Genomic DNA, 23,218 nt, shown 5'->3' with positions numbered 1-23,218 from the left:
GGGAAAATCCCAAGTTTGATTAGCAACACCGGATACAAATATATTGCTAATTCTAAAATTCTTTAGTTAATTTGCATCTAATTATGAAATCACAGCATCAGGTCATTTTATCGATAGGAAGTAATCAAGGGAATCGATTGGAAAATATCGAACATTGTTTACAAGTAATACATCAGGAAATAGGGACGGTAATCAAAGTTTCTAAATTATATGAAACTCCTGCTTGGGGTTTTGAAAGTGATGCTTTTTGTAATTGTGCATTGGTTTTGCATACTTTTAATTCGGCTCATAAAGTGCTAACACAGATTTTAAAAATGGAAAAACGATTGGGACGTTTGCGAACAAAGGCGCAGGGGTATCAATCACGAACAATTGATGTAGATATGATTGCTTTCGACTCGGAAGTTATTACTACTGAAAAACTCCAAATTCCACATCCTTTAATGCAGAATAGGAATTTTGTGTTGTTACCCGTGCAGGACTTAAATTTAGATTGGAAGCATCCCATTCTTCAAAAAAATATTTCGGAATTATTGGCTTTGTCTCCAGATGAAAGTGTTTGTACAGTCGTTCAGAATTTAGTGAATCCTTTGCAGAATGTTCCGTTGGAGCAATTTAATTATGTTGCTTTTGAAGGGAATATCGGAGCAGGAAAAACAACTTTGGCTACTAAAATTTCTGAGGATTTTAATGCAAAAACAGTATTGGAACGTTTTGCAGATAATCCTTTCTTACCTAAATTTTACAAAGATCAAAACCGGTATGCGTTTCCACTTGAAATGTCATTTCTTGCAGATAGATACCAGCAATTATCAGATGATTTAGCACAATTTGATTTGTTTAAAGACTTTCTGGTTGCCGATTATCATATCTTTAAATCGTTGATTTTTGCCAAAATAACATTGGCCGAGGACGAATACCGCCTGTATCGCAATCTTTTTGATATCATTTACAGAGAAATGCCAAAACCGGACTTGTATATTTATTTGTATCAAAATTCCGAAAGGCTGTTACAAAATATTAAGAAACGTGGCAGAAGCTACGAACAAAAAATCCCGGCTGAATATTTGGATAAAATCAACAGTGGTTATCTGGATTACATTAAATCCCAAACCGATTTGAATGTGCTGATTATTGATGTTTCTGATCGGGATTTCGTAAAAAATCAAGCAGATTATTTGTTTATTTTAGATCAAATTCAACAAAAAATCAAGCAGTAGTGCCCACTATTTCGCGAAATAAGCAGGACTAGACGGATTATCTCTGTAAAGAAAAATGACCTCTTTTTTCAGGACTGTTTGCGTCAATTTTTAATACATACCAATAATCGTCAGCGGGTAAAAGATTTTTATTAAAAGTCCCGTCCCAAGAGGGTTTCGTTGAATTTAATTTGGTGATTAACTTTCCATAGCGATCAAAGATGGTTACTTCTGCTTCAGGATAATTGACCAATCCTTTTATTTCCCATACATCATTGTGGGAATCATTGTTTGGTGTGAAAAATTTTGGAGTAATTAATACTATAAAAGCTTTACGGTCAATTCCGCATGAATTTACTTCTCTAACATAAGCAGTTTGCAAACCGCTCGCTACATTAAAAAACACATTTGAACTTTGATAATCAATTCCATCAACGGAATATTCAAAATAATCTTTTGGATTTTTCAAATAAATTACAACCGTGGTTTCATTGACGTCAATTCTATCGATGTCTGGAGCATCATGCGCTATAACAGTAATTTTTTTGGTACTGCTACAGTTGGCATTATTTGTTATGTCTACACGATAGACGCCTGGAGTAGTGACCACAATTGTCTTCGTAGTTTCGCCGGTTGACCATAAATACTTGAGGTCAGGAATTTGTGCGTCAAGGGTTAAACTGCCGGATTCACAAAGTATTAATTCTTCGTCCATAACTATTGGAGGATCGTAAATCATGATTTCAACAGCAATCCGTCTACCGTTCGAACATCCGTTATTTATGGCTTCTGCGTAATAGGTTGTGTTTTCTGAAACGGTAGTTGTAAACTGCATTCCGGTAGTCACAAGGCTTCCTCCGGTTTGGGCTAAATACCAATTTACGGTACTATCGGGTGTGTTTGTAGTAGCTTTTAATGTGGTTGGGCCTGCACCGCATCTTGTCACGGGGGTATTGGTCGATGTTATAGTAGGAATTGTGTTTATGGTAGCAGTAACTGCCGTTCTGTTTGTAGGGCATTCAGCAGCAACGTAATAGGTTGTTGTTGTGTCTAAAAAAGGAGTTGTGTATGCATTACCCGTGTGTAATAAGTTCCCATTACTTGCCGTATCGTACCAATTAACGGTTCCTGCAGTTGCGATTGCTTGTAATGTAACGGTTCCTGAACCACATCTCCAGGCAGGAGTGGTGCCTGAGATTTGAGAGGTGGTTATTGTGGTACTGGCTGAAATTTGAAGAATTGGGTCGTCAGGCATTCCGCCGTATTCTACAATATATCCTTTAGGTTGGTAATCCCCGCTTGCATCACCATTCAATTGCAAATCATTCCAGGAACCTGATATTCCAATACCAGGCGCAGTTATATGTGCATAGTGTTCAATGCCGTTGCTATTGTTTGGTTCGTTATTATTCCAAGCCGCAAAATTAGGACTTGTACCATTAACTCCTCCATTCCAAAAGGTTACTCTGTCAACAGCCGGTCCGGTAACCCATTTCCATACCCCTTCTGTTTCGGCGTCACTACCGCCAATCCATCCTGCTCCTTTAGCTTGTTCTCCTGCTAGTTGCGCTTCGTCAGCTGCGGTGATTGTCGCTAAATAGCCTTGAAGTCCAAAATAGGTACTGGCTTCAGCTGCTGCTTTTGCGGCTGTCCAACTAATACCTATGTTAGGGAAATATTGGTAATAATGGCCATTTCTAGGTAAATAATTGGCTGCTCCAAGGGTAATAGAAAAATCTCTTCTGCCTGATGGAGTTGTTGAGGAATTGCTAAAAACTACATCTTTGATAGCATTTACAAAGTCTGCGTACAGTACTTTTGTTTCAGCAATAGGACTCGATAATTTAAGTTTTCCTTCGGTAGGACTCCACTCTGAGCGGATATTCGGGTGTAGCGCGGGATTGGACAATTGGATTACATCCTGTCCATTTACATATCCCGTAGAAATTTGGATATAAACCGCCTCAGTTCCAATATCACTGGCATCAGACCCAGTTATAGTTACATCAGTTACTATTTTTAAGGGATTCCCTGGACAATAAATTTGATTTCCTGTTGCTTTAATTACAGGGGGATCAATTGCATAAGCTGTCTTTGTTATGAAAAGTGAAAGTGCTAGAATTATTTTAAAAAAAACAGTTATTTTCATTCTATAAAAGTACTAATTTTCTATTTTGGCCAATTCATTTTTTGAAATAAATCCCAAACCACAATGCCGGCACTTACGGAAATATTCAAAGAATGTTTGGTGCCTAGTTGTGGGATTTCGATGGAGCCATCGCATAATGCAACCGCTTCCTGTGAAACTCCGTAGACTTCGTTCCCAAAAACCAAAGCATATTTCACTCCTTTTTTAACTTTAAAATTTTGAAGAAAAACGGCACTTTGTACCTGTTCTATAGCTAGCGTGATAACGCCTTCTGTTTTTAATTTTTCGATAACTTCAAGAACATTATCCTGATGTTGCCAAGTTACTGTTTCAGTAGCACCAAGGGCTGTTTTATGGATTTCCTTGTGTGGTGGTGTGGCGGTGATACCACATAAAAATATTTTCTCGACTAAAAAGGCATCGGCAGTTCTAAAAACAGAGCCAATATTATGTAGGCTTCGAATGTCATCTAATACCAAAATAAGGGGTGTTTTTTCAGATTGCTTAAAACCCTCTACGGATTTTCGATCCAGTTCACTATTTTCGAGTTTTCTCATGTGTGTAAAGTATTCAAAAAAAAAGCTTCCGAAATGAATGGAAGCTTTTTAATGTATTCGTTAAAATTTTAGCTTTTTGCAGGTTGTGCTGCTAAAACGTTTCCTTTTATAGTCAATGTTTTATTAGGAACAGTTGCATTTGTTGTCAACGTAACGGTTTTTGTAAATGCCTGACCTGCTCTTGAAGTGTCATATTTTACTCCAATAACTCCTTTTGCACCCGGGGCGATTGGCTCTTTTGGATACGTTGGCACGGTGCAACCACATGAACCTTGAGCGTTAGTAATGATTAAGGGTTTGTTGCCGTTGTTAGTGAATACAAATTCACGACGGCCCTCAGCGTTGTGTGCTATAGTACCATAATCAATGGTTTCAGTTACAAAAACCATTCCTGCTCCATTTACTTTGGCAGGTGCGGAGCTAGTCGCTTTAATCTTTTTTGATGTTTCTTGTGCATTAGAAGTCGTTACTCCTAAAACCACTAGTAAAGCTAAGGCAATTATTTTTTTCATGTTTGTTTCAATTTAATAGAGTCACAAATCTAAAAAAAATAAATAAATTAGGCCTTAAATATTTCTTAAAAAAAAGGTTAATTTTTTAAGGAGGTTATTTATTTGCTTTTTAATCTATAAATTCGCTGATATTTTTTCATTTTTAAACACAAATACAATTGGCATCTAAAGATAAAGAAGTTAAAGAAACTCCGTTAATGAAACAGTACAACGAGATCAAAAGGAAGTATCCGGATGCGTGCTTGTTGTTTCGTGTTGGGGATTTTTATGAGACATTTGGGGAGGATGCTGTTCGTGCCTCTAAAATATTAGGAATTGTATTGACCAAGCGTGGAGCGGGCTCTGAAACCGAGACGGCTCTTGCCGGTTTTCCGCACCATTCCTTGAATACCTATTTGCCAAAATTAGTAAAAGCAGGACTTCGTGTAGCAATTTGTGATCAGCTCGAAGATCCAAAACTGACTAAAACCATCGTGAAACGCGGCGTGACTGAACTTGTAACTCCCGGTGTTTCCATGAATGATGAGGTTTTACAGTCTAAAACGAATAATTTTTTAGCAGCTGTTTTTTTTGCCAATAAATCCATAGGGATTTCATTTCTGGATGTGTCTACCGGTGAATTTTTGACGGCACAAGGCAATGCGGAATATATTGACAAACTCTTACAGAATTTTAATCCCAGTGAGGTTCTGATTCCAAAAAATAATAAAAATGATTTTCGGGAGATTTTCGGAGACGACTATCATAGTTTTTATCTGGAGGATTGGATTTACAAAGAAGACTATGCATTCGAGACCTTAACCAAGCATTTTCAAACGGTTTCTTTGAAGGGATTTGGAATCGAAGACCTGAAAGAAGGAATTATTGCTTCAGGAGCGATTTTATATTATTTATCCGAGACGCAGCACAATCGGGTGCAGCATATCACCTCGATTCAACGCATTGCCGAAGATGCTTATGTCTGGATGGATCGTTTTACGATTCGCAATCTGGAATTATACCATAGTTATAACCCAAACGCTGTGACGCTTCTCGATGTTATTGATAAAACGCTTTCACCAATGGGCGGTCGTTTGCTGAAACGTTGGTTGGCATTGCCATTGAAAGACAGTGCTAAAATAAAAAGTAGACATGAAGTAGTTTCGTATCTAAAAGACAATCAGGACGTCCTGAAAAACATCCAAAATCAAATCAAGCAAATTTCTGATTTGGAACGTTTGATTTCAAAAATTGCTGCCGGAAAAGTCTCGCCTCGCGAGGTTGTGTATCTAAAAGAATCATTAGATGCGATTATTCCAATAAAAACCTTGGCGCTAGAAAGCCCGCAGGAAGCTGTAAAAGTAATTGGTGATAGTTTGCACAACTGTGAATTGTTGCGTGAAAAGATAAAAACGATTCTCAATCAAGATGCTCCTGTGGCTATTGCCAAAGGGAATGCGATTGCCAAAGGGGTCAATGCAGAGTTGGATGAGTTGCGTGCAATATCAACTTCCGGAAAGGAATTTTTGGACGGAATTGAAAAACGCGAATCACAGTTGACAGGAATTTCCTCGTTGAAAATATCTTTCAACAACGTTTTTGGTTATTACATCGAAGTCAGGAACATGCACAAAGATAAAGTTCCTGCGGAGTGGATTCGGAAACAAACTTTGGTTAATGCAGAGCGTTATATTACGGAAGAATTAAAAGAATACGAAACTAAAATACTCGGTGCCGAAGAGAAAATTCATAAGATAGAAGTAGAGTTATTTGAACAATTGGTGAGTTGGATTGCCACGTATATAAAACCCGTTCAAATGAATGCTAATTTAGTAGCGCAACTGGATTGTTTGTGCTCTTTTACCCAATTGGCCATCGAAAATAAATATATTTGTCCGGAACTGGACGAAACATTCGAACTGGAAATCAAAAACGGAAGACATCCTGTTATCGAAAAACAATTACCACTTGGCATGCCTTATATTGCTAATGATGTTTTCTTGGATCGAGTAACGCAACAACTGATTATGATTACGGGTCCAAATATGTCTGGAAAGTCAGCCATTTTACGTCAAACCGCTTTGATTGTACTCTTATGTCAAATGGGGAGTTTTGTCCCTGCAGACAGCGTGAGAATGGGAATTGTCGATAAGATATTCACTAGAGTAGGAGCAAGTGATAATATTTCGATGGGAGAATCTACTTTTATGGTCGAAATGAACGAAACGGCTTCCATCTTAAACAATATTTCCGACAGGAGTTTGGTGCTGTTGGATGAAATTGGAAGAGGAACAAGCACGTATGACGGAATTTCAATCGCTTGGGCAATTGCAGAGTTCTTACACGAACATCCTTCAAAGCCTAAAACATTATTTGCAACGCATTATCACGAGTTGAATGAAATGAGTGAATCACTGCCAAGAATTCAGAATTATAATGTTGCTGTCAAAGAATTGAAAGATACCGTGCTTTTTATTCGAAAATTAGTAAAAGGAGGAAGTGCTCATAGTTTTGGAATACATGTGGCAAAAATGGCCGGAATGCCTCAAATCGTTATTTTGAAAGCACAGAAGCTTTTAAAAAAATTAGAAAAGAATCATTCCAGCGATGCACTGAACGGAATTAAAGCGGCACAAGACGATATGCAAATGAGCTTTTTCAATTTGGATGATCCTTTATTGGAGGAAATCAAAGAAGAGATCCTAAATCTTGATATCAATACCATTACACCTATGGAAGCGCTGATGAAACTCAATGAAATTAAAAGAATGCTGACTAGAAAATGATTTTATTTGTTTTAAAGTTTAGGTTATCAGAACGTTACCTTTAATCTGTAATTTTTTTATAAAAAAGGCTTGTATAATTCAATAAATGTCTTAAATTTGCATCCGCAATACAGAACAAGTATCGCGGTTGTTTATAAGAATTGAAAATGCGAAAATAGCTCAGTTGGTAGAGCGCGACCTTGCCAAGGTCGAGGTCGCGGGTTCGAGCCCCGTTTTTCGCTCGACACCACATAATGCTCGGATGGTGAAATTGGTAGACACGCTGGACTTAAAATCCAGTGAACAGCAATGTTCGTGCGGGTTCAAGTCCCGCTCTGAGTACTAAACCGCTTCAACTGAAGCGGTTTTTTTTTGTTTTATGATTTTTAATAAAACTAAATCTGTTGGGACTAATATCAACTCCTTGCTTTTTCGTGATTCATAATTTGAATTTTTGTTATTTTAATAAACCATGGGAGCTTTTGTAATTAGTAAAAGATATAACGACGAATATAAATTTGTTTTTACTTCCAGAAAGGGGAAAATAGTTTTTACAAGTTTGAGTTATCAGTTAAAGTTTGAGTGTGAAGAGGATATTGAAAAATTTAAAGCAGCAATTGAAACCGCCGACTTTTTAAAGTTTAAGTCTTCCGGTGGGAAGTTCTATTTCAAATTGATAGTAAGTGGTAATCATTTTGCCACGAGCAGAAAATATACCACTTCGCTGCGTTTGCAAAAAGGGATTGACGAAATTATTCGGTATGGCTCAATTTCGGAAATACTAGATTTTTCGGGGAATGATTTTATTTTTATAGCCTAATTTCTCAATAAAGGAATCTACAAAAAAAAGGGTCTTGGTTTAATAGCCAAGACCCTCTTTTTTATATTTGTAAATCTGTTTGTTTAAAAGAGAGATGGTACAAATTAAAAAAGCCATCACGCATAGCGGATGGCTTTAAAATTTTTAGAGTTTGAGTTCTAATTATTTTTTTGCAGCTTCAGTAGCAGTAGCAGCAGCTTCAGTAGCAGTTGCAGCAGCAGAATCAACAACAACAGCAGCAGAATCAACTACCATAGCAGCAGAATCAACTACCATAGCAGCAGAATCAACAGCAACAGCAGCTTCGTCAGCAGGAGCGTCAGCTTTTTTACATGATACAACAGTCAAAACAGCAACAGCAGCTAAACTTAAAAATACTTTTTTCATCTTAATTTAATATAAAAGGTTAATTATTAATTCGTGGCAAAGATATAAATTTTTTAATATGTAAAATATTTTTTTATTTTTTTTTTAAAAAATATTATTTTTTATCCACGCCAGAATAAAAAGCAAATAGTGTGCCAGTCAAAGCAAATATTTAAGAAACGTTTAATATCGGTGCTACACCTCAGTTTTCTGGCGATTTTTACTTTAAGTTTTTCTTTTTCAATGAGTTGGTTTTCTTGGGGTGAACTAATTTTAATTCGCTGATTAAATTTTTTGCACCTGCGTATTTATCGATAATGAACAAAACATAGCGGATGTCCACCATGATATTTCTACAGATACTTGGGTCGTAATGGAGGTCGCTCATTGTTCCTTCCCAGACCCGGTCAAAATTAAGCCCTACTAAGTTTCCGGAAGCATCAATCGCAGGGCTTCCTGAATTGCCTCCGGTAGTATGATTGGTGCCAATAAAGCAAACTGGCATTTTACCATTTTCGTTGTACGGGCCATAATCTTTTGCGTTGTAGAGGTTCAATAGTTTTTCAGGAACATCAAATTCATAATCTCCCGGGATGTATTTTTCCATAACACCCTCTAAATAGGTTATTGGAGTGTATACAGTAGCATCTTTAGGCTCATATCCTTTTATTTTTCCATAGGTTATTCTCAAAGTACTGTTGGCATCCGGAAAAATCCTGCTATCCGTGTTTAATTCTAACAGCGCTTTCATGTAAGTACGTTGCAGTGCTGAAATCTTCACATTGATTTCGTCATATTTTGGAGCTACTTCTTTAGCGTATTTATCGGCTATTTCTTTTACTAACAGGAATCCTGGGTCGTTATTTAAATTTGTTAAAACAGTTCCGGCGTCACCTGACAGCAATTCTATTAGGCCGGCATAATTTTGAAGTTTGGATTTGGTATATATTTCCGAGGCCAAATTTCCTTCATTAACGTTGATCAAACTTTGCGGTAAAAATTGTTTTGGAGATTTTGTCGCATACAAGTCAATCAATTGCTCAAAAACTTTTTCATCTACAGTTGAGTTGAAGTTTTTATAAAAATTAGCCAGTCCGGGTATTAAATTATTTTTTCGGTCTATGAAAGATTGTTCTCCTTTGGTTTTATACACTTGTTCTAATTGGTATAACTTGTATCCAATACTGAGTAATTCCGTATTGCGCAGAACTACTTCCGTAAAATAGTCTCTTGCGAGCGCATAAGGAGCTATTTCTGTGTAGTTTTTGTCAAAATCAGCCAATACTGTTCCATATTCTTTTTCTTTGCCTGCTTTTGTTATTTTTTGTTGAAACGTTTTCTCAGATTCTCTTTTTACAGTAACTGCATTTGATTTTTTTAATCCTTGTGTCTCGCCAATCCATTTTTTCCAATAATTAGCAGTACTTGCATATTTTGAGGCATACTGAATTTTGATGGCGTTGTCTTTTCGCATAAAACTATCAGCTATTTTCAGGGCTTTGTCTCTGACTTCGATTTTTGCAGGATTCAGTTCGGTTATAATTTGCTCAATTGCAACAGCGGGTAAATATTCGTTTGTTTTGCCCGGGTATCCAAAAACCAATGTAAAATCATCCTCGGCTACGCCATCCAGTGAGATAGGTAAGAAGTGTTTAGGGGTGTAAGGCACGTTGTCTTTTGAATATGCAGCCGGACGATTATTTTTATCGGCATAAATTCTAAACAAAGAAAAATCACCAGTGTGACGTGGCCAAACCCAGTTGTCAGTGTCAGAACCAAATTTTCCGATGGCAGTAGGTGGAGCGCCAACCAAGCGCACATCCGTAAAGGTTTCTGTGACAAAAAGCATGTATTGATTGCCTTCGTAAAACGTACGAATTTTATTTTCCTGCCAATTTTCCTTTGGCAACAAATTAGACAATGCCGTAATGTTCTCTTGAATTTTCTTTTGTTTTTCGGCTTCACTACTAAGGGAAGCAGTACCTTCCAGAATCGATGTGGTTACATCCTCAATTTTTACCATAAAAGTGACTGTCAAACCTTCATTTGGTAATTCATCTTCCATTTTGTATGCCCAAAAACCATCTGTCAGATAATCATGGTCAACCGTAGAATGCGATTGAATTTGAGAAAATCCACAATGATGATTGGTCAGGATTAGTCCTTTTGGAGAAATAACTTCAGCGGTACAGCCACCGTTAAAATGAGGTACAGCATCCTTGATGCTGGATTGATTCACATCATAAATGTCTTTGACGGACATTTTCATGCCCAGATTTTTCATTTCAGTTTCATTCATTCCTTTTAGCAACGAAGGAATCCACATGCCGCCTTGCTGGGCTTGCATCTGAATGACAAATAGGACTAAGAATAATTTTAAAAATTTCATAGTATTAAATTTAGAGTGTAATTTTATATGATTTTGTACTTCATTAATTGTCTGTTGTGCGATTCAAAACCGCTGGCGAGATACAATTTTTGTGCTTTTTCATTGTGCGGTTCCACTTCCAGATAAATCAACTTTAACGATAGTTTACGACTTTCAGTTGTAATAAATGCAATGGCTTCGTTACCAATCCCTTTTCCACGTGCTTTTTCGGTGACATACAATTCGTCTAAAAAAGCAATTCTTCCTTGGTGTTCAAAACTAAAAACAAAGGTTAGAATAAGATAGCCCACAATTTCGTTGACGGATATAATGAGCCATGCTTTTCCTAAATTTTCATTGGAAATAAATTCTTGAAATAAAGTTTTGGACACATCAACAGAAATGGGATAATTATCTATGGCATAAAATTCCTGCATCAACGAGACAATGGTTTCAATATCAGTAGCAACCAGAGGTTTAAATTCAATCATTCAAAATATGGTTTAAAATAATGGTGGTGGCGCCTTTATTCATTTGTACAAAAGTGCTGGATATATGACCTTTCTCCTGTCGGATATCATCATTGTGAATCAGGTTTTCAAGGGCTTCGTCCAATTCTTTTTGGTTGTTGACGGCAACACAGGCTTCCATATTGACCAAAGCAATTGCTTCTGCAAAATGCGAATAGTTGGGGCCAATAAGGATTGGAACACCAAAAGTTGCCGGTTCTAAGACATTATGAACGCCGGGATTCCCAAAACCGCCACCCACATAGGCAATATCCGCATAACTGTATATTTTTGTCAAAAGACCAATGGTGTCAATGATAAAAACATCGAAATCCTGTAGGGACAAGTCGCGACTTGTCCCTACAGTCTCCATTTCAGAGAATAAAACAGTTTTTTTGGCAATGCTGTTTTTTAAATTCTGAATTTGTTCCTCCTTTATATTATGTGGCGCAATAATAAATTTGACATTGAAAGTATTCGAATTTATAAAATTCACTATTAAATCTTCATCTTTTGGCCACGAACTTCCCACGACAATAGTGAGTGTGTTGTTTTTAAAATCAGAGATAAAATCCAACGAATTGTCTTTTTCTAAAATTGTAGCCACTCGATCAAATCGGGTGTCGCCAGAAACAGCAACGTCTGTTTTGCCTAACTGCTGCAGTAATTTTTTGGAAGTTTCATTTTGAACAAAAAAGTAGGTAAAGGCATCCAGCGCTTCTCTGTAAAAGCCGCCGTACCACTTGAAAAACAGTTGATTTTTTCTAAGAATTCCAGAAATCAGGTAGGTTTTAGTATTTGATTTTTTGAGTTCAAATAAATAATTGGGCCAATATTCGTATTTGATGAAAAACACTAAATCCGGATGAACGAGATTCAAAAATTGTTGTGCATTTTTCTTGGTATCCAAAGGCAAATAAACTGTAACATCAGCAACTGTATTGTTTTTACGGACTTCATAACCCGAAGGAGAGAAAAAAGTAAGCACGATTTTGTGCGAAGGAAACTGCTCTTTTATCTTTTCGAGCACGGGTAAACCTTGCTCGTATTCACCCAAAGAAGCGGCATGAAACCAAATTGTTTTGTCAGTACGTTTTATTTTTTGTTCCAAAATAGGGAAAACTACTTTCCTGCCAGCCATAAAAAGTTTCATTTTTGGACTGAAAAGTGCTGTGATTTTTAATAAAAAACCAGCAAATTGAACCACTAAAGTATAGAGAAAAAGCATGATTAAAATTTTTGGGCTAAAATACGGTTTCTTTATTTTAATTTCTTCCACAGCAATATTTAAATTTTGGTTGTTAGGAATGTCATTTTTAGTTCATTTGAATGATATCTTTTTTTAATGTAGGTTGTATTGGTTTCAACTCATAAATAGCTATTTTTGTTCTTCGTTTTAAGAAAGTATTTACTGTATTAAGAAATGGTATTCTTTCGAACATTAAACAAAAATTGTAATGAAAAAAATCCAAATGGTTGACTTAAAGAGTCAATATGAAAAAATAAAAGATACCGTTAACATTTCTATTCAGGAAGTTTTAGATACTAATACTTATATTAATGGACCTCAAGTTCATCAATTTCAAAAATCATTAGAAGAATATCTGGATGTAAAACACGTAATTCCGTGTGCAAATGGAACTGATGCGTTGCAAATTGCCATGATGGGACTGGATTTAAAACCAGGCGATGAGGTAATCACTGCCGATTTTACCTTTGCAGCCACAGTGGAAGTAATTGCTTTGTTGCAATTGATACCGGTTTTAGTCGATGTGGATCTATATAATATGAATATTTCTATCGAAGGAATCAAAAAAGCGATTACGCCAAAAACAAAAGCGATTGTACCGGTACATTTGTTTGGTCGTGCCGCCAATATGGAAGCGATTATGGCGATTGCAAAAGAATATAACTTATACGTTATCGAAGATAATGCGCAAGCGATTGGTGCCAATTGTAAATTTTCGGATGGCACTAAAAAGAAAGCGGGAACGATTGGCCACGTAGGAGCAACTTCGTTTTTTCCTTCAAAAAACCTTGGGTGTTACGGAGACGGCGGAGCTGTTTTTACCAATGATGATGCTTTGGCGCACAAACTTCGCGGAATTGTAAATCACGGAATGTATGAGCGATACCACCATGATGTAGTAGGCGTAAATTCCCGATTAGACAGTATTCAGGCGGCCGTTTTGAACGCAAAGTTACCTTTATTAGATGAATATGGAAGAGCCAGACAAGATGCAGCCAGGAAATATTCTGCTGCTTTTGAAGGACATAAAAATATAGTTGCACCAACTATTTGTTCAATTTGTGACTGTCACGTTTTTCATCAGTACACGTTACGAATAATTGATGCTGACAGAAATGGCTTGATGCAGCATTTATTGGAAAAAGGAATTCCTTGTGCTATTTATTACCCAATTCCGTTGCATTTGCAAAAAGCCTACGCTGATTCCCGTTACAATGAAGAAGATTTTCCTGTAACCAATCAGCTAGTCAGGGAAGTGCTTTCGTTGCCAATGCACACCGAATTAGATGACGAGCAAATTAAATTTATCACGGATTCGGTTTTACAATATTTAAAATAATATAGTTGTAGAGACGCGATTCATCGCGTCTTTTTTATAAACGATTAGACACGATAAATCGCGTCTGTACAAAAAATAAATTATGAAAATAGTAGTTACAGGTGGTTTGGGTTTCATAGGATCACATACCGTAGTAGAATTGCAAAACGAAGGATTTGAGGTTGTCGTTGTCGATAATTTATCAAATACTTCCTTGAGTGTTTTGGACGGAATTCAGAATATTACGGGTAAAGTTCCAACTTTCGAAAAATTAGATTTGCGCGAAAAAGAGAAGGTACAGGATTTTTTCAAAAGACATTATGATATTTCAGGTGTTATCCATTTTGCAGCTTCAAAAGCAGTGGGCGAAAGTGTAGAAAATCCGTTGTTATACTATGAAAACAACATCAATGCCTTGGTTTATGTTTTGCAGGAACTACAGCAAAAACCGGAAGCGAATTTTATTTTTAGCTCGTCATGTACTGTCTATGGTCAGGCCGAAACCATGCCAATAACTGAAAATGCTTCTATTCAAACCGCCATGTCTCCTTATGGGAACACGAAACAAATAGGAGAAGAAATCATTACTGATACTGCCAAAGTTACTAATATCAACGCTATATTATTGCGTTATTTTAATCCAATAGGAGCGCATCCTTCTACTGAAATCGGAGAATTACCTATTGGAGTTCCTCAGAATTTAGTGCCGTTTATTACGCAAACCGGTTTTGGATTGCGAAAAGAACTTTCGGTTTATGGTGATGATTACCCTACTCCAGATGGAACGGCAGTACGCGATTACATTCACGTAGTTGATTTGGCGAAAGCCCACGTAATCGCTTTACAGCGCTTATTGAACAAAAAAAATACGGCTAAAGTAGAAACCTTTAATCTGGGAACCGGAACCGGCAGCTCAGTATTAGAGGTTATTCATACTTTTGAAAAAGTAAGTGGTAAAAAATTGCCTTATAAAATTGTAGGTCGCAGAGAAGGAGACATTACCTCAGCTTACGCCAATACAGATAAAGCCAATACTATTTTGGGATGGAAAGCACAATCCACGCTGGAGCAAGCTATGGCAAGTGCCTGGAAATGGGAACAGAAGATTAGGAGATGAAAAAATCACGCCTACTTCATATCAAAAATCAAAAACCTTCAAAATCATTTGATCTTGAAGGTTTTTGATTTTTGGGGTTCCTGCGGATTTGTTTGCGAATCATTTCATCTAGGATTTGAATAAAATGACTCAGAGAAATCCTTTTTGGTTCAATTTGGAAAAAGTAGTTTTGTATTGCTATTCTGTTGTATTAAAGTTGCAAAACTACCACAAGCGGTAAGAACTAAAAATATAAATTTCTCATGTTAAATTATATGAAAGTCAGGATCTGGACTGTATTTAAAAGCCCAACAGCAATAGTATTAGCTTCGTGTTCGTGTAGCGAAGAGTCAACATCAAGTGAAATAAAAAGGAAGTGAAAAAAGAGGAACATGAAGGAGCTTGCTGGACTATTTGTCCGGAATGTCAGGGACGTGGCAAAAAAAGTCGTGGGATCAGCAAGAAAGCGCGACTCCGCTATCAGCACGCACTTGATCTATATGAAAAAACAAAAGACGAAGGAGCGGCTCCAGTGTATCCCAAGGGTCACTTATACTCCTGTTTGAACTGTTACGGATTCGGTTTGGTTCATTCGGATAGTCACCCGGTTGCGGATAAAAAAAACTTCCCACACGTTGCTATTATCGGTGGTGGTATAGGAGGAGTGGCTCTAGCGGTGGCTTGTTTGCACCGCGGGATTCCTTTTACGCTATTTGAACGCGACAGCAACTTCGATGCTCGCTCTCAGGGCTACGGACTTACTTTGCAACAAGGGAGTAAAGCGATCGAGGGATTAGGTATTTTTTCTTTAAAAGAAGGAGTGATTTCAACAAGACATCTGGTTCATACTGCAGAAGGAAAAGTGATTGGGGAATGGGGAGTCAGAAAATGGATACAGTCAGATACGAAAACATCTCCCAAGCGTTCCAATGTACATATTGCACGACAATCGATGCGTTTAGCCTTACTAGAGCAACTCGGCGGGCAGGATGCAGTACAATGGGGGCATCAGTTGGTAGCGTTTGTGGCATGTAAGGATGGTGTTGATTTAAGCTTTCAAATAGACGGGAAAATAAAGAACTACAAAGCAGATCTTGTGGTTGGAGCCGATGGCATTCGTAGTTCGGTACGGACGCTACTGATTGGGGAGGATATTACTCCATTACGATACCTAGGTTGTATTGTGATATTGGGAATTTGTCCTTTAAGTGCTCTCGAAGATCGTACAAGCCATTTACTAGACTCTGCAACTGTATTTCAAACCGCCAATGGCAATGAGCGGATCTACATCATGCCTTATACGTCAGACTCAGTGATGTGGCAACTTAGTTTTCCAATGCCAGAACAAGAGGCTAAGACATTAAGCGCTCAAGGACGTCAAGCACTCAAGGAAGAAGCTCGTCATAGAACGCAGTGGCACGATCCCATTCCTCAGATTTTAGCGGCGACCCTGGAGGCACAGATTTCTGGATATCCTGTGTATGATCGAGAATTGCTCCAGTCAGAAATGATGGAGAAATGGGGATGTGTTACTTTGATTGGTGATGCGGCTCACCCAATGAGCCCCTTCAAAGGACAAGGGGCAAATCAAGCCTTGCTAGATGCACTTTCGCTGGCTCGGGAAATCTCAAAGGGATGTAGTCCTTTATCTCAATGGAGAAAAGTTGGAATAAGGGAAAGTGTGTTAATGAAGTTTGAAGCGGAAATGTTAGAGCGCAGTGGGATCAAAGTGCGTGATTCAGCTGCAGCTGCAGAGTTCTTACATTCTGATATCGTGCTTCAAGAGGGAGATTCGCCCAGAGGACGGAGTCTAAAGAAAAAAGACGATTAGATATAACTTAAAGAGTTGGTGATCTGTTGCGGCAACAATTTTAATATTGATCCTAAACGAAGTGTTCAATTAAGGATTAAACATAAAAAACTCCTTAATTTCTTAAGGAGTTTTGTGGGCCATACTGTACTGTTTACCAACCATTTTATGCAGGATCTGAAAAAGTTGTCCATAAAGTAGTTATTGCTAAAGTGTATAACTAAGATTTATTTGATAATATTTGGATTGGAAATGAAACTACCGATGATTTGGATTTTATCCCAAGTCACTTTAAAATCAAAAAATATATTCGTTTCAAGTATGCGTCCAAAAACTTAAATGAACCGAAAATAGTAATTAACTTGCTTCCAGAACGAATTATAGACAAAGGAATTCCATCTGAAGGACTCTTAAATAAATATTGTAGACCACCTACCGCTATATTGTCAAAAGCAAAGCTTAGCCAGAGAAGTTATTGAAATCGTTTCTTCTACTATGTATTCCGGGCCAAAAATTGGAATTGGGTTGTCAATATAACTTTAGTTTGTAAGAGTAAATTAAAAAACAAAAGTTTAGACTATCAATACTATTTGCCAATTATAGTAAATAGTTGGAACATTTTTATTTAATGTCATGTCTTGTCGCTATGCGTCCATAGTATTGCATTTTAAAACAATTACTATGGCTAATACAAATCAAAAAATCAGCAAAACTTATTCGAAAAACCGTTATATGTCTCGGTAGATAACTTTACGAATGGAGGCATGATGGTTATGCTGTACAGCATTATTGAACAAATTGAACTATCAGATTGAAGTGACTCATCCATTACCCGTTGTCCATATTTTTAATTTTGAAATTAGTAATAATTATGAACCAAAACTGAAAAAATTAGTTGGTTTCAGAAACTAAAAATATTAAAATGAAAATCGATAAAGAACTCGAAATAGCTTTCATCCGTGCTATTCAGAAAACATCTAATGAAAGAAATAAAAGTGAAAAAAAAGCAATAGATAATCGGAATGAATATATAAATAGTCAATTCAAATGGTCAACGGAACTTGATGAAAAATTACTACGCATAAACAATAAACTTCGAGAAGAAGAAAAAAAGGTATACAATCAGTATCGAAAAATTGAAGAGCAATGCAAATTGATGGTTGCCAATAAAGTAATTAAAGATTTCAATATCGAAGTTGAGTCTGATTACTGGAATAACAAACATTATAAAAAATACGATCCAAAAGTTTACGGCAATCCTTTCTATATAAATACATGGGATGGCTTTGTAGGTTTCCGTCAGTTGGAAGAAGAATATAATGAGTCTTGCTCAAATACGGTAGGCGGTATGAGTTTTATTCCTCAAGATTCACTCATCGCAAAAGCAAATCATTGTTATTCTTTTCATCATTTGTACGATCATAGCGATTTAACATGGTTTGACATTTACAATATTGACGAAATCTGGCTGGAGATTAAGGTTAATTATCAGTTTTTTTCTAAAATAAAATAATTTCGATGCAATCAAATATAAATGGTAGGTTTCTTTTTTTGGATGATATTCGCCATCCACACGATGTTTATAGGTACACACAGCAAACTATGTTTTTACAAAAAAAATGGGAGATTGTAAGAAGCTATATTGAGTTTGTTCAATGGATTACCATAAATGGTTTGCCTGATTTTATTTCTTTTGACCACGATTTGGCAGATATGGAAAACACATCACCTCCTCCATCTGTTAATAATGACCAATCAAAAGAATGGCAAGATGCACAGATACATAATGAAAAAACAGGTTATGAATGTGCTAAATGGTTAGTTGACTATTGTTTAGATAACAATTTGGGTTGTCCTAAATTCTATTGTCATTCTATGAACCCAGTTGGTAAGGATAAGATAAATGGTCTTTTGAATCAGTTCTCAACCTACCGCTAACGTTTTGGAACAGATGAATTTCCAAATTGGAGCTAATATGAAAATAATTACAAAAAATTGCCGCACACTAAGAACCACGTCATCGATTGACGTTATCGCAGTGTACTTTTGTTTAGAATTTAAAAAACACGTTATGACATTATCCAAATTTACAACCCAATATAATATAAAAAACACAATTATCCTTTTGGAAGGAAAACGAAATGTTTTAGAATCGGATAAAGAAAAATTAATTCAGTTAGGGAATCTTTTAGCAACGCATTTGCCACTGGCTACTTTTAGAAGTGGTAACGCCGCTGGTGCTGATTTTTATTTCTCACAAGGCGTTTTGCAGGTAGCACCCGAGCGATTGCAAGTGATTACGCCTTATGACAACCATCGTCAGAAAGCAAATAATGCTTACAAAACCATTTCTCTCGATGACATTGATTTGGCAAACGAACCTGAGGTGGTTTATCAATCCAAAAACAACAAGAAAACCAAATCTATGATCGATAAATATGTGGACGGTGCCAAAGATCGGTTTGCAATCAAAGCGGCGTATATCATTCGGGATACCGTCAAAGTGAACGGAACAAATTCTGGAATTCCTCCGGTAAATTTTGCTTTTTTCTATGATGATGAACAAAATCCAAAAACGGGCGGTACTGGTCACACGATGGCAATTTGCGATATTAATAATGTGCCTTACCTAACTCAATCCGTTTGGGTTAAATGGATTTAAAAAACAGAATGAGGAAAACCGTAAAGTGGAAAGGTTTACTAATCTTATTTTTGGTTAATGCTCTTTCACAAAAAATCAAACTATTCCAAATATGAAAAAGATTACGATTGAAATAACGGAAGAACAGTATGTAAAAATGACAAACCATTTGCAAAAAGGACTTGCTTTAAATGTGGACAATGAGACCTTTTCAGGCTATGGGTTGAACCTCAAATGTGTCGATGGAGGATTAGCGTCCTGGCTTGAAGTCGAGAGCAACGGCACTTTGAATTTAGGTGATGTAAACTGGAAAATAGAATAAAATCATGGAAATTGATGCAATTAAAATAGAAATAGAAAAACAGTATCAGCAGTGGAAACTGGTTCCTGGAGATATTGCCGATTTTACAACTGCCGAAATATATGAAAGCGCAGTTCGGTCTTTATTAATTGAATACTGTGAAGAAAAAGGGTACGAGGTAGAGGGATTCCCTTTTCAGAAACGAATATTGGGAGAAACAGACGATAACTATGATGAAGACTATTTTTGTTTCTGGAGGTATGTAAAATATCTAGATGTTCTTGCCACTACTAAAGAGGATGTTTTGGAGCTTTTATATTTTTACTCTTGCACTTTTTGGAAAGATTTGGAAATAACGAAAGATGAGTATAGAAAAGACCTATTGGAGTATATTAGAGTGAATATTTACGATGTAGAATTTTAAAAATACGATTGGTAAAATTAATCAACATAATTGATTAAAAACTCATTTAAATTCATGTATTTTTAGAAACTCACATACCGATTAGGTCAAATTGGTTTCGATGCGAGAATTGAAATCAATATAAATAAAATATAATTTTAAAAATGAATACTGAAAAGGCTAAAAATTTATTATCCCAAGTTAGTGGTTTATTAAAGAGCTATGAAAAGCTTGCAAAATCAACTGGTGAAAACTTCAATATTTTCTCAGTAATGGGAATGGAAAGTGACGAAGTAAAAACACATTCCCGAATTATAGCAGAATTACTAAACCCAAAAGGGTCTCATTCTCAAGGAAGTGTTTTTTTAAAATATTTTTTTGAAGAAATTGAAGAATTGAAAAGTATAGAAAATTTTGATTTTGACAATGCAAAAGTAATTGTTGAAGAACATATTGGGATAATAAATAGAGATTATACCGTAGGCGGATACATTGATATTGTGATTAAAGATGAAAGAAATAAGATAGAAGTTGTTATCGAAAATAAAATTTATGCAACTGATCAAAAAGGGCAATTATTGCGCTACAAAAATCATTATAAAAACTGTAAACTTATTTATTTGACTTTAGACGGAAAAAAACCATCTAAAGAAAGTTATTGTCATTTAGATGAACAAATCAATATTAATATCGAAGATATAATACTGATTTGTTATAAGGATAAAATTTTAAGTTGGATTGATAAATGTCATACAGAAGCTATTCAGCAGCCAATGCTTCGAGAAATGTTGAAACAATATAGTAATCTTTTGAAGAAATTAACACACCAAACAATAAACAATGAATTAAAGATGGAAATATCAGATCTAATAAAAAATAACTTTTTAGAAGCTTCACAAATTGCAAACAATTTTGAAAAAGTAAAAACACAAATCATTACTGAATTTTGGGAAAAAGTTAAAGTTTCGTGTAAAAACAATTTAGGCAATGAATGGCATATTGAAATTAAACCTGATTTGATAAATCGATTTAATCATATTTTGTTTCATCAATCTGGTAATGACAGAGCTTTTTTTTACTGTAGATATAACAAAAATAATGGAGAAGTAATTTATGGGATATTATTGAATTCCGAAATGCAAAATCAAATAAAATGTAAAGATATTTTTGATAATCTTGATAAAACGTTAATACTTCCTCGCTACAATTATGGTGACCAATCTGTAATTTGGTTTAAAGATCAAAACTTCAATTTTAGCGATTTGGATCTATTATCAAAAATAAACCTTAAAAAAGATGAATTAGCAGAAGAATTTGCTGGTAAAATCACATCGATCATAGAAACGAATAAGGAATTATACGCTAAAATTTTAGAACATATCAATCAACAAAATAAATAAACCAATGCCAGAAATAAAAGACAAAAAATATGGAAAAGTAGCATTCTATTTCGATGGGAATGAAATTAAAGATATAAAACATGGTACGACATTATTTTATATCGATGGGAATGAAGTGCGTGAAAAAAGTAGGAATGGACATGTGAAATTCCATTTCGACAATTTTGAAATCAGAAGAGATAGCAGGAATGGTAAAACACATTATCATGTTGAAAACAATGAAGTGCGAGATAAAAAACACGGCACTTTAATCTATTACATTGATGGGAGCGAAATAAAAGACAAAAAATACGGAAGTGTAAAATATTATATTGATGGTAATTTAACAAAAGACCAATTGATGGGACTTCTTTCAATTATCTAAAAACAGAACGCAGTGAAAAAATCAAATACCAGGAACTAGAACCCGAAGAACAACATGATTTGTTCAATAAAATTTGTGATGACATTATTGAAATCACAAAGGAATACAAAAAGGTGGCTAATGAAAGTCGTTATAAAGGAACTAAGGATTTAACTGATATTGGCGATTTTATCGGAAAAGCAATTAGACAAAACACTTGTAAAGACGAAAAAGATCTAAATATTTGGGCTTATGATAAAGAATCATTTGTAGCAGGATTTTATCATGGCTATTCCATTTATGACGGAACGCACTAATTTATAAATAAAATTACTATGAACATACTTTTCCTCCACGGACTTGAAAGTAAATTAAGTCACGAAAAAAGAGTAATTCTCGAAAAATACGGTAATGTTATTGCGCCTGAATTAGATTATAAATCGAATCCCAATATGATACAGCATTTATATGATGCTTATCAAACGCAGGATATCAATGCCATAATAGGCAGCAGCATAGGCGGTTTTGCAGGCTATCATTTAGCCAATAGTTTAGGTGTTTGTGCATTGTTATACAATCCCGCATTACCTTATAGGAATACTATCGAACAAATAGTACCGGTAAGCATCCCAATAAATCAATCCTTACATATGCGAATTGTTTTAGGCGGTCAGGATACCATCATAAAAGCAAAAGACAATTTGGCTTTTTTTGCACAAAATGTTACGGCTAAAACAGATTATGCGATTACGATAAAAAGTGATTTAGCTCATCAAATTCCGGTTGCTATTTTTAAAGAGGAGACAAAAGCATTTTTTAAGGCACTTTGTTATTAAATAGAACTTTTATAAAAAATGAGTTTAAAAAATTGCAATTTCAAGAACAACATCCGATGTCATTCTGGCGGTGCAGAAGGTGCTGATACTTATTTTGAAAAAATCAGTACAGAGTACAACATTCAAACAATTGCTTACAGTTATCAAACCGCTTATCATACTAGTGTAAACAAATATGAACTAAGTGAAAAGGAATATATTGAAGGTATTGCCCACGTAAACACAGCCAACGAGACCTTAAAAAAATACCGATTAAAATCCTATTTAAAACTCTATGCCCGTTGCTGGTTTCAGGTAAAAAATGCAGAGCAAATATTTGCAATGAGTACTTTTATCCAAATAGAAAACAAACAATTCGTTAAAGGAGGCACAGGGGTTACTGTCCAAATGGCTATAGACAACCATAAGGAAGTCTTTGTATTTGAACAGGAATTAAACCAATGGTTCTACTGGGATTATTCAGATAAAAAATTCAGTTTGTTATCTGAAATACCTAAAATAACTACTGACTTTGCCGGTATAGGCTCTCGAAGTATTAATGAAAAAGGCATCAAAGCCATTGAGAGTTTATTCAGAAAAACGTTTCAATAAATCAAA

Annotated in this window: 23 protein-coding genes and 2 tRNA genes; 18 read left to right on the top strand and 7 right to left on the bottom strand. The window is 35.8% G+C overall.

Annotated elements, in window-relative coordinates:
- The first annotated feature begins 83 nt into the window (after positions 1 to 83).
- The gene (folK, locus tag EKM00_RS08800; RefSeq protein WP_126451744.1) at positions 84 to 1,220 is read left to right on the top strand and encodes a 2-amino-4-hydroxy-6-hydroxymethyldihydropteridine diphosphokinase; all 1,137 of its coding nucleotides are present in this window, start codon (positions 84 to 86) and stop codon (positions 1,218 to 1,220) included.
- 37 nt (positions 1,221 to 1,257) lie between these two features.
- Here the strand turns inward: folK and EKM00_RS08795 are convergent, their stop codons facing one another.
- From EKM00_RS08795 to EKM00_RS08785, 3 genes are all read right to left on the bottom strand, one after another.
- On the bottom strand, positions 1,258 to 3,348 hold the full coding sequence (locus EKM00_RS08795) for a T9SS type B sorting domain-containing protein (RefSeq protein ID WP_126515925.1): 2,091 nt from the start codon (positions 3,346 to 3,348) through the stop codon (positions 1,258 to 1,260).
- A 20-nt stretch (positions 3,349 to 3,368) separates the two neighbouring features.
- On the bottom strand, positions 3,369 to 3,905 hold the full coding sequence (locus tag EKM00_RS08790; protein ID WP_126451746.1) for an RNA methyltransferase: 537 nt from the start codon (positions 3,903 to 3,905) through the stop codon (positions 3,369 to 3,371).
- A 68-nt stretch (positions 3,906 to 3,973) separates the two neighbouring features.
- Entirely contained in the window at positions 3,974 to 4,417 is a 444-nt protein-coding gene (locus tag EKM00_RS08785; RefSeq protein ID WP_126451747.1) for a DUF1573 domain-containing protein, read from the bottom strand.
- A 158-nt stretch (positions 4,418 to 4,575) separates the two neighbouring features.
- On the opposite strand from EKM00_RS08785, the gene mutS reads away from it, so the two are divergent.
- The 4 genes from mutS to EKM00_RS08765 all read left to right on the top strand — a co-directional run bounded on the left by mutS (position 4,576) and on the right by EKM00_RS08765 (position 7,981).
- Positions 4,576 to 7,182: a DNA mismatch repair protein MutS gene (gene mutS / locus EKM00_RS08780; RefSeq protein WP_199734627.1), complete on the top strand. Its 2,607-nt coding sequence runs from the start codon at positions 4,576 to 4,578 to the stop codon at positions 7,180 to 7,182.
- 148 nt (positions 7,183 to 7,330) lie between these two features.
- Positions 7,331 to 7,403 (top strand) — tRNA-Gly (locus EKM00_RS08775).
- A 14-nt stretch (positions 7,404 to 7,417) separates the two neighbouring features.
- Positions 7,418 to 7,503: transfer RNA gene (locus EKM00_RS08770), tRNA-Leu, on the top strand.
- Positions 7,504 to 7,633: 130 nt separating this feature from the next.
- The gene (locus EKM00_RS08765) at positions 7,634 to 7,981 is read left to right on the top strand and encodes a DUF1508 domain-containing protein (protein WP_126451748.1); all 348 of its coding nucleotides are present in this window, start codon (positions 7,634 to 7,636) and stop codon (positions 7,979 to 7,981) included.
- A gap of 162 nt (positions 7,982 to 8,143) precedes the next feature.
- On the opposite strand, the gene EKM00_RS08760 is transcribed toward EKM00_RS08765, so the two are convergent.
- The 4 genes from EKM00_RS08760 to EKM00_RS08745 form a co-directional block, all read right to left on the bottom strand.
- On the bottom strand, positions 8,144 to 8,368 hold the full coding sequence (locus tag EKM00_RS08760) for a hypothetical protein (protein WP_126451749.1): 225 nt from the start codon (positions 8,366 to 8,368) through the stop codon (positions 8,144 to 8,146).
- Between the two features lie 199 nt (positions 8,369 to 8,567).
- Positions 8,568 to 10,736 (bottom strand): S46 family peptidase, encoded by a 2,169-nt coding sequence (locus tag EKM00_RS08755; RefSeq protein ID WP_126515924.1) that lies wholly within the window; start codon positions 10,734 to 10,736, stop codon positions 8,568 to 8,570.
- 23 nt (positions 10,737 to 10,759) lie between these two features.
- Positions 10,760 to 11,206: a GNAT family N-acetyltransferase gene (locus EKM00_RS08750; protein WP_126515923.1), complete on the bottom strand. Its 447-nt coding sequence runs from the start codon at positions 11,204 to 11,206 to the stop codon at positions 10,760 to 10,762.
- Positions 11,199 to 12,452, bottom strand: a complete 1,254-nt coding sequence (locus EKM00_RS08745; RefSeq protein WP_126515922.1) for a 3-deoxy-D-manno-octulosonic acid transferase — start codon at positions 12,450 to 12,452, stop codon at positions 11,199 to 11,201. Before EKM00_RS08745 ends, EKM00_RS08750 begins: the two co-directional genes overlap by 8 nt.
- A gap of 229 nt (positions 12,453 to 12,681) precedes the next feature.
- On the opposite strand from EKM00_RS08745, the gene EKM00_RS08740 reads away from it, so the two are divergent.
- The 13 genes from EKM00_RS08740 to EKM00_RS08680 all read left to right on the top strand — a co-directional run bounded on the left by EKM00_RS08740 (position 12,682) and on the right by EKM00_RS08680 (position 23,212).
- Entirely contained in the window at positions 12,682 to 13,812 is a 1,131-nt protein-coding gene (locus tag EKM00_RS08740; protein ID WP_126451752.1) for a DegT/DnrJ/EryC1/StrS family aminotransferase, read from the top strand.
- Between the two features lie 82 nt (positions 13,813 to 13,894).
- Positions 13,895 to 14,908 carry a UDP-glucose 4-epimerase GalE gene (gene galE / locus EKM00_RS08735; RefSeq protein WP_126515921.1) on the top strand — a complete coding sequence of 338 codons (1,014 nt, stop codon included), beginning with the start codon at positions 13,895 to 13,897 and terminating at the stop codon, positions 14,906 to 14,908.
- A 355-nt stretch (positions 14,909 to 15,263) separates the two neighbouring features.
- Positions 15,264 to 16,718 (top strand): FAD-dependent oxidoreductase, encoded by a 1,455-nt coding sequence (locus EKM00_RS08730; protein WP_126515920.1) that lies wholly within the window; start codon positions 15,264 to 15,266, stop codon positions 16,716 to 16,718.
- Between the two features lie 901 nt (positions 16,719 to 17,619).
- On the top strand, positions 17,620 to 18,210 hold the full coding sequence (locus EKM00_RS08725; RefSeq protein WP_126515919.1) for a hypothetical protein: 591 nt from the start codon (positions 17,620 to 17,622) through the stop codon (positions 18,208 to 18,210).
- Positions 18,211 to 18,215: 5 nt separating this feature from the next.
- Positions 18,216 to 18,635, top strand: a complete 420-nt coding sequence (locus tag EKM00_RS08720; RefSeq protein ID WP_233592264.1) for a cyclic-phosphate processing receiver domain-containing protein — start codon at positions 18,216 to 18,218, stop codon at positions 18,633 to 18,635.
- A gap of 133 nt (positions 18,636 to 18,768) precedes the next feature.
- On the top strand, positions 18,769 to 19,359 hold the full coding sequence (locus EKM00_RS08715; RefSeq protein ID WP_126515918.1) for a hypothetical protein: 591 nt from the start codon (positions 18,769 to 18,771) through the stop codon (positions 19,357 to 19,359).
- 91 nt (positions 19,360 to 19,450) lie between these two features.
- Positions 19,451 to 19,660 (top strand): hypothetical protein, encoded by a 210-nt coding sequence (locus tag EKM00_RS08710; protein WP_126515917.1) that lies wholly within the window; start codon positions 19,451 to 19,453, stop codon positions 19,658 to 19,660.
- 4 nt (positions 19,661 to 19,664) lie between these two features.
- Positions 19,665 to 20,063, top strand: coding sequence for a hypothetical protein (locus EKM00_RS08705; RefSeq protein ID WP_126515916.1), 399 nt, complete (start codon positions 19,665 to 19,667; stop codon positions 20,061 to 20,063).
- A 143-nt stretch (positions 20,064 to 20,206) separates the two neighbouring features.
- A complete protein-coding gene (locus EKM00_RS08700; protein WP_126515915.1) occupies positions 20,207 to 21,442 on the top strand; it encodes a PDDEXK-like family protein in 1,236 nt (411 codons plus the stop codon).
- A 4-nt stretch (positions 21,443 to 21,446) separates the two neighbouring features.
- Positions 21,447 to 21,806 (top strand): hypothetical protein, encoded by a 360-nt coding sequence (locus EKM00_RS08695; protein WP_126515914.1) that lies wholly within the window; start codon positions 21,447 to 21,449, stop codon positions 21,804 to 21,806.
- 59 nt (positions 21,807 to 21,865) lie between these two features.
- On the top strand, positions 21,866 to 22,102 hold the full coding sequence (locus EKM00_RS08690; protein WP_126515913.1) for a hypothetical protein: 237 nt from the start codon (positions 21,866 to 21,868) through the stop codon (positions 22,100 to 22,102).
- 18 nt (positions 22,103 to 22,120) lie between these two features.
- Positions 22,121 to 22,621: a YqiA/YcfP family alpha/beta fold hydrolase gene (locus EKM00_RS08685; RefSeq protein WP_126515912.1), complete on the top strand. Its 501-nt coding sequence runs from the start codon at positions 22,121 to 22,123 to the stop codon at positions 22,619 to 22,621.
- Between the two features lie 18 nt (positions 22,622 to 22,639).
- Positions 22,640 to 23,212, top strand: coding sequence for a hypothetical protein (locus tag EKM00_RS08680; RefSeq protein ID WP_126515911.1), 573 nt, complete (start codon positions 22,640 to 22,642; stop codon positions 23,210 to 23,212).
- Positions 23,213 to 23,218: the final 6 nt, after the last annotated feature.

The sequence above is a fragment of the Flavobacterium sp. RSP15 genome (genome assembly GCF_003968755.1).
GTDB lineage: Bacteria > Bacteroidota > Bacteroidia > Flavobacteriales > Flavobacteriaceae > Flavobacterium.
Note: the sequence above shows the minus strand (reverse complement) of the source record. Positions and strands in the feature narration are given on the sequence as shown.

Bases quoted from the DNA above. Each gene is read 5' to 3' on its own strand.
- folK (WP_126451744.1), top strand. From the start codon at position 84: ATGAAATCACAGCATCAGGTCATTTTATCGATAGGAAGTAATCAAGGG.
- EKM00_RS08795 (WP_126515925.1), bottom strand. From the start codon at position 3,348: ATGAAAATAACTGTTTTTTTTAAAATAATTCTAGCACTTTCACTTTTC.
- EKM00_RS08790 (WP_126451746.1), bottom strand. From the start codon at position 3,905: ATGAGAAAACTCGAAAATAGTGAACTGGATCGAAAATCCGTAGAGGGT.
- EKM00_RS08785 (WP_126451747.1), bottom strand. From the start codon at position 4,417: ATGAAAAAAATAATTGCCTTAGCTTTACTAGTGGTTTTAGGAGTAACG.
- EKM00_RS08765 (WP_126451748.1), top strand. From the start codon at position 7,634: ATGGGAGCTTTTGTAATTAGTAAAAGATATAACGACGAATATAAATTT.
- EKM00_RS08760 (WP_126451749.1), bottom strand. From the start codon at position 8,368: ATGAAAAAAGTATTTTTAAGTTTAGCTGCTGTTGCTGTTTTGACTGTT.
- EKM00_RS08755 (WP_126515924.1), bottom strand. From the start codon at position 10,736: ATGAAATTTTTAAAATTATTCTTAGTCCTATTTGTCATTCAGATGCAA.
- EKM00_RS08750 (WP_126515923.1), bottom strand. From the start codon at position 11,206: ATGATTGAATTTAAACCTCTGGTTGCTACTGATATTGAAACCATTGTC.
- EKM00_RS08745 (WP_126515922.1), bottom strand. From the start codon at position 12,452: ATGCTTTTTCTCTATACTTTAGTGGTTCAATTTGCTGGTTTTTTATTA.
- EKM00_RS08740 (WP_126451752.1), top strand. From the start codon at position 12,682: ATGAAAAAAATCCAAATGGTTGACTTAAAGAGTCAATATGAAAAAATA.
- galE (WP_126515921.1), top strand. From the start codon at position 13,895: ATGAAAATAGTAGTTACAGGTGGTTTGGGTTTCATAGGATCACATACC.
- EKM00_RS08725 (WP_126515919.1), top strand. From the start codon at position 17,620: ATGAAAATCGATAAAGAACTCGAAATAGCTTTCATCCGTGCTATTCAG.
- EKM00_RS08720 (WP_233592264.1), top strand. From the start codon at position 18,216: ATGCAATCAAATATAAATGGTAGGTTTCTTTTTTTGGATGATATTCGC.
- EKM00_RS08715 (WP_126515918.1), top strand. From the start codon at position 18,769: ATGACATTATCCAAATTTACAACCCAATATAATATAAAAAACACAATT.
- EKM00_RS08710 (WP_126515917.1), top strand. From the start codon at position 19,451: ATGAAAAAGATTACGATTGAAATAACGGAAGAACAGTATGTAAAAATG.
- EKM00_RS08705 (WP_126515916.1), top strand. From the start codon at position 19,665: ATGGAAATTGATGCAATTAAAATAGAAATAGAAAAACAGTATCAGCAG.
- EKM00_RS08700 (WP_126515915.1), top strand. From the start codon at position 20,207: ATGAATACTGAAAAGGCTAAAAATTTATTATCCCAAGTTAGTGGTTTA.
- EKM00_RS08695 (WP_126515914.1), top strand. From the start codon at position 21,447: ATGCCAGAAATAAAAGACAAAAAATATGGAAAAGTAGCATTCTATTTC.
- EKM00_RS08685 (WP_126515912.1), top strand. From the start codon at position 22,121: ATGAACATACTTTTCCTCCACGGACTTGAAAGTAAATTAAGTCACGAA.
- EKM00_RS08680 (WP_126515911.1), top strand. From the start codon at position 22,640: ATGAGTTTAAAAAATTGCAATTTCAAGAACAACATCCGATGTCATTCT.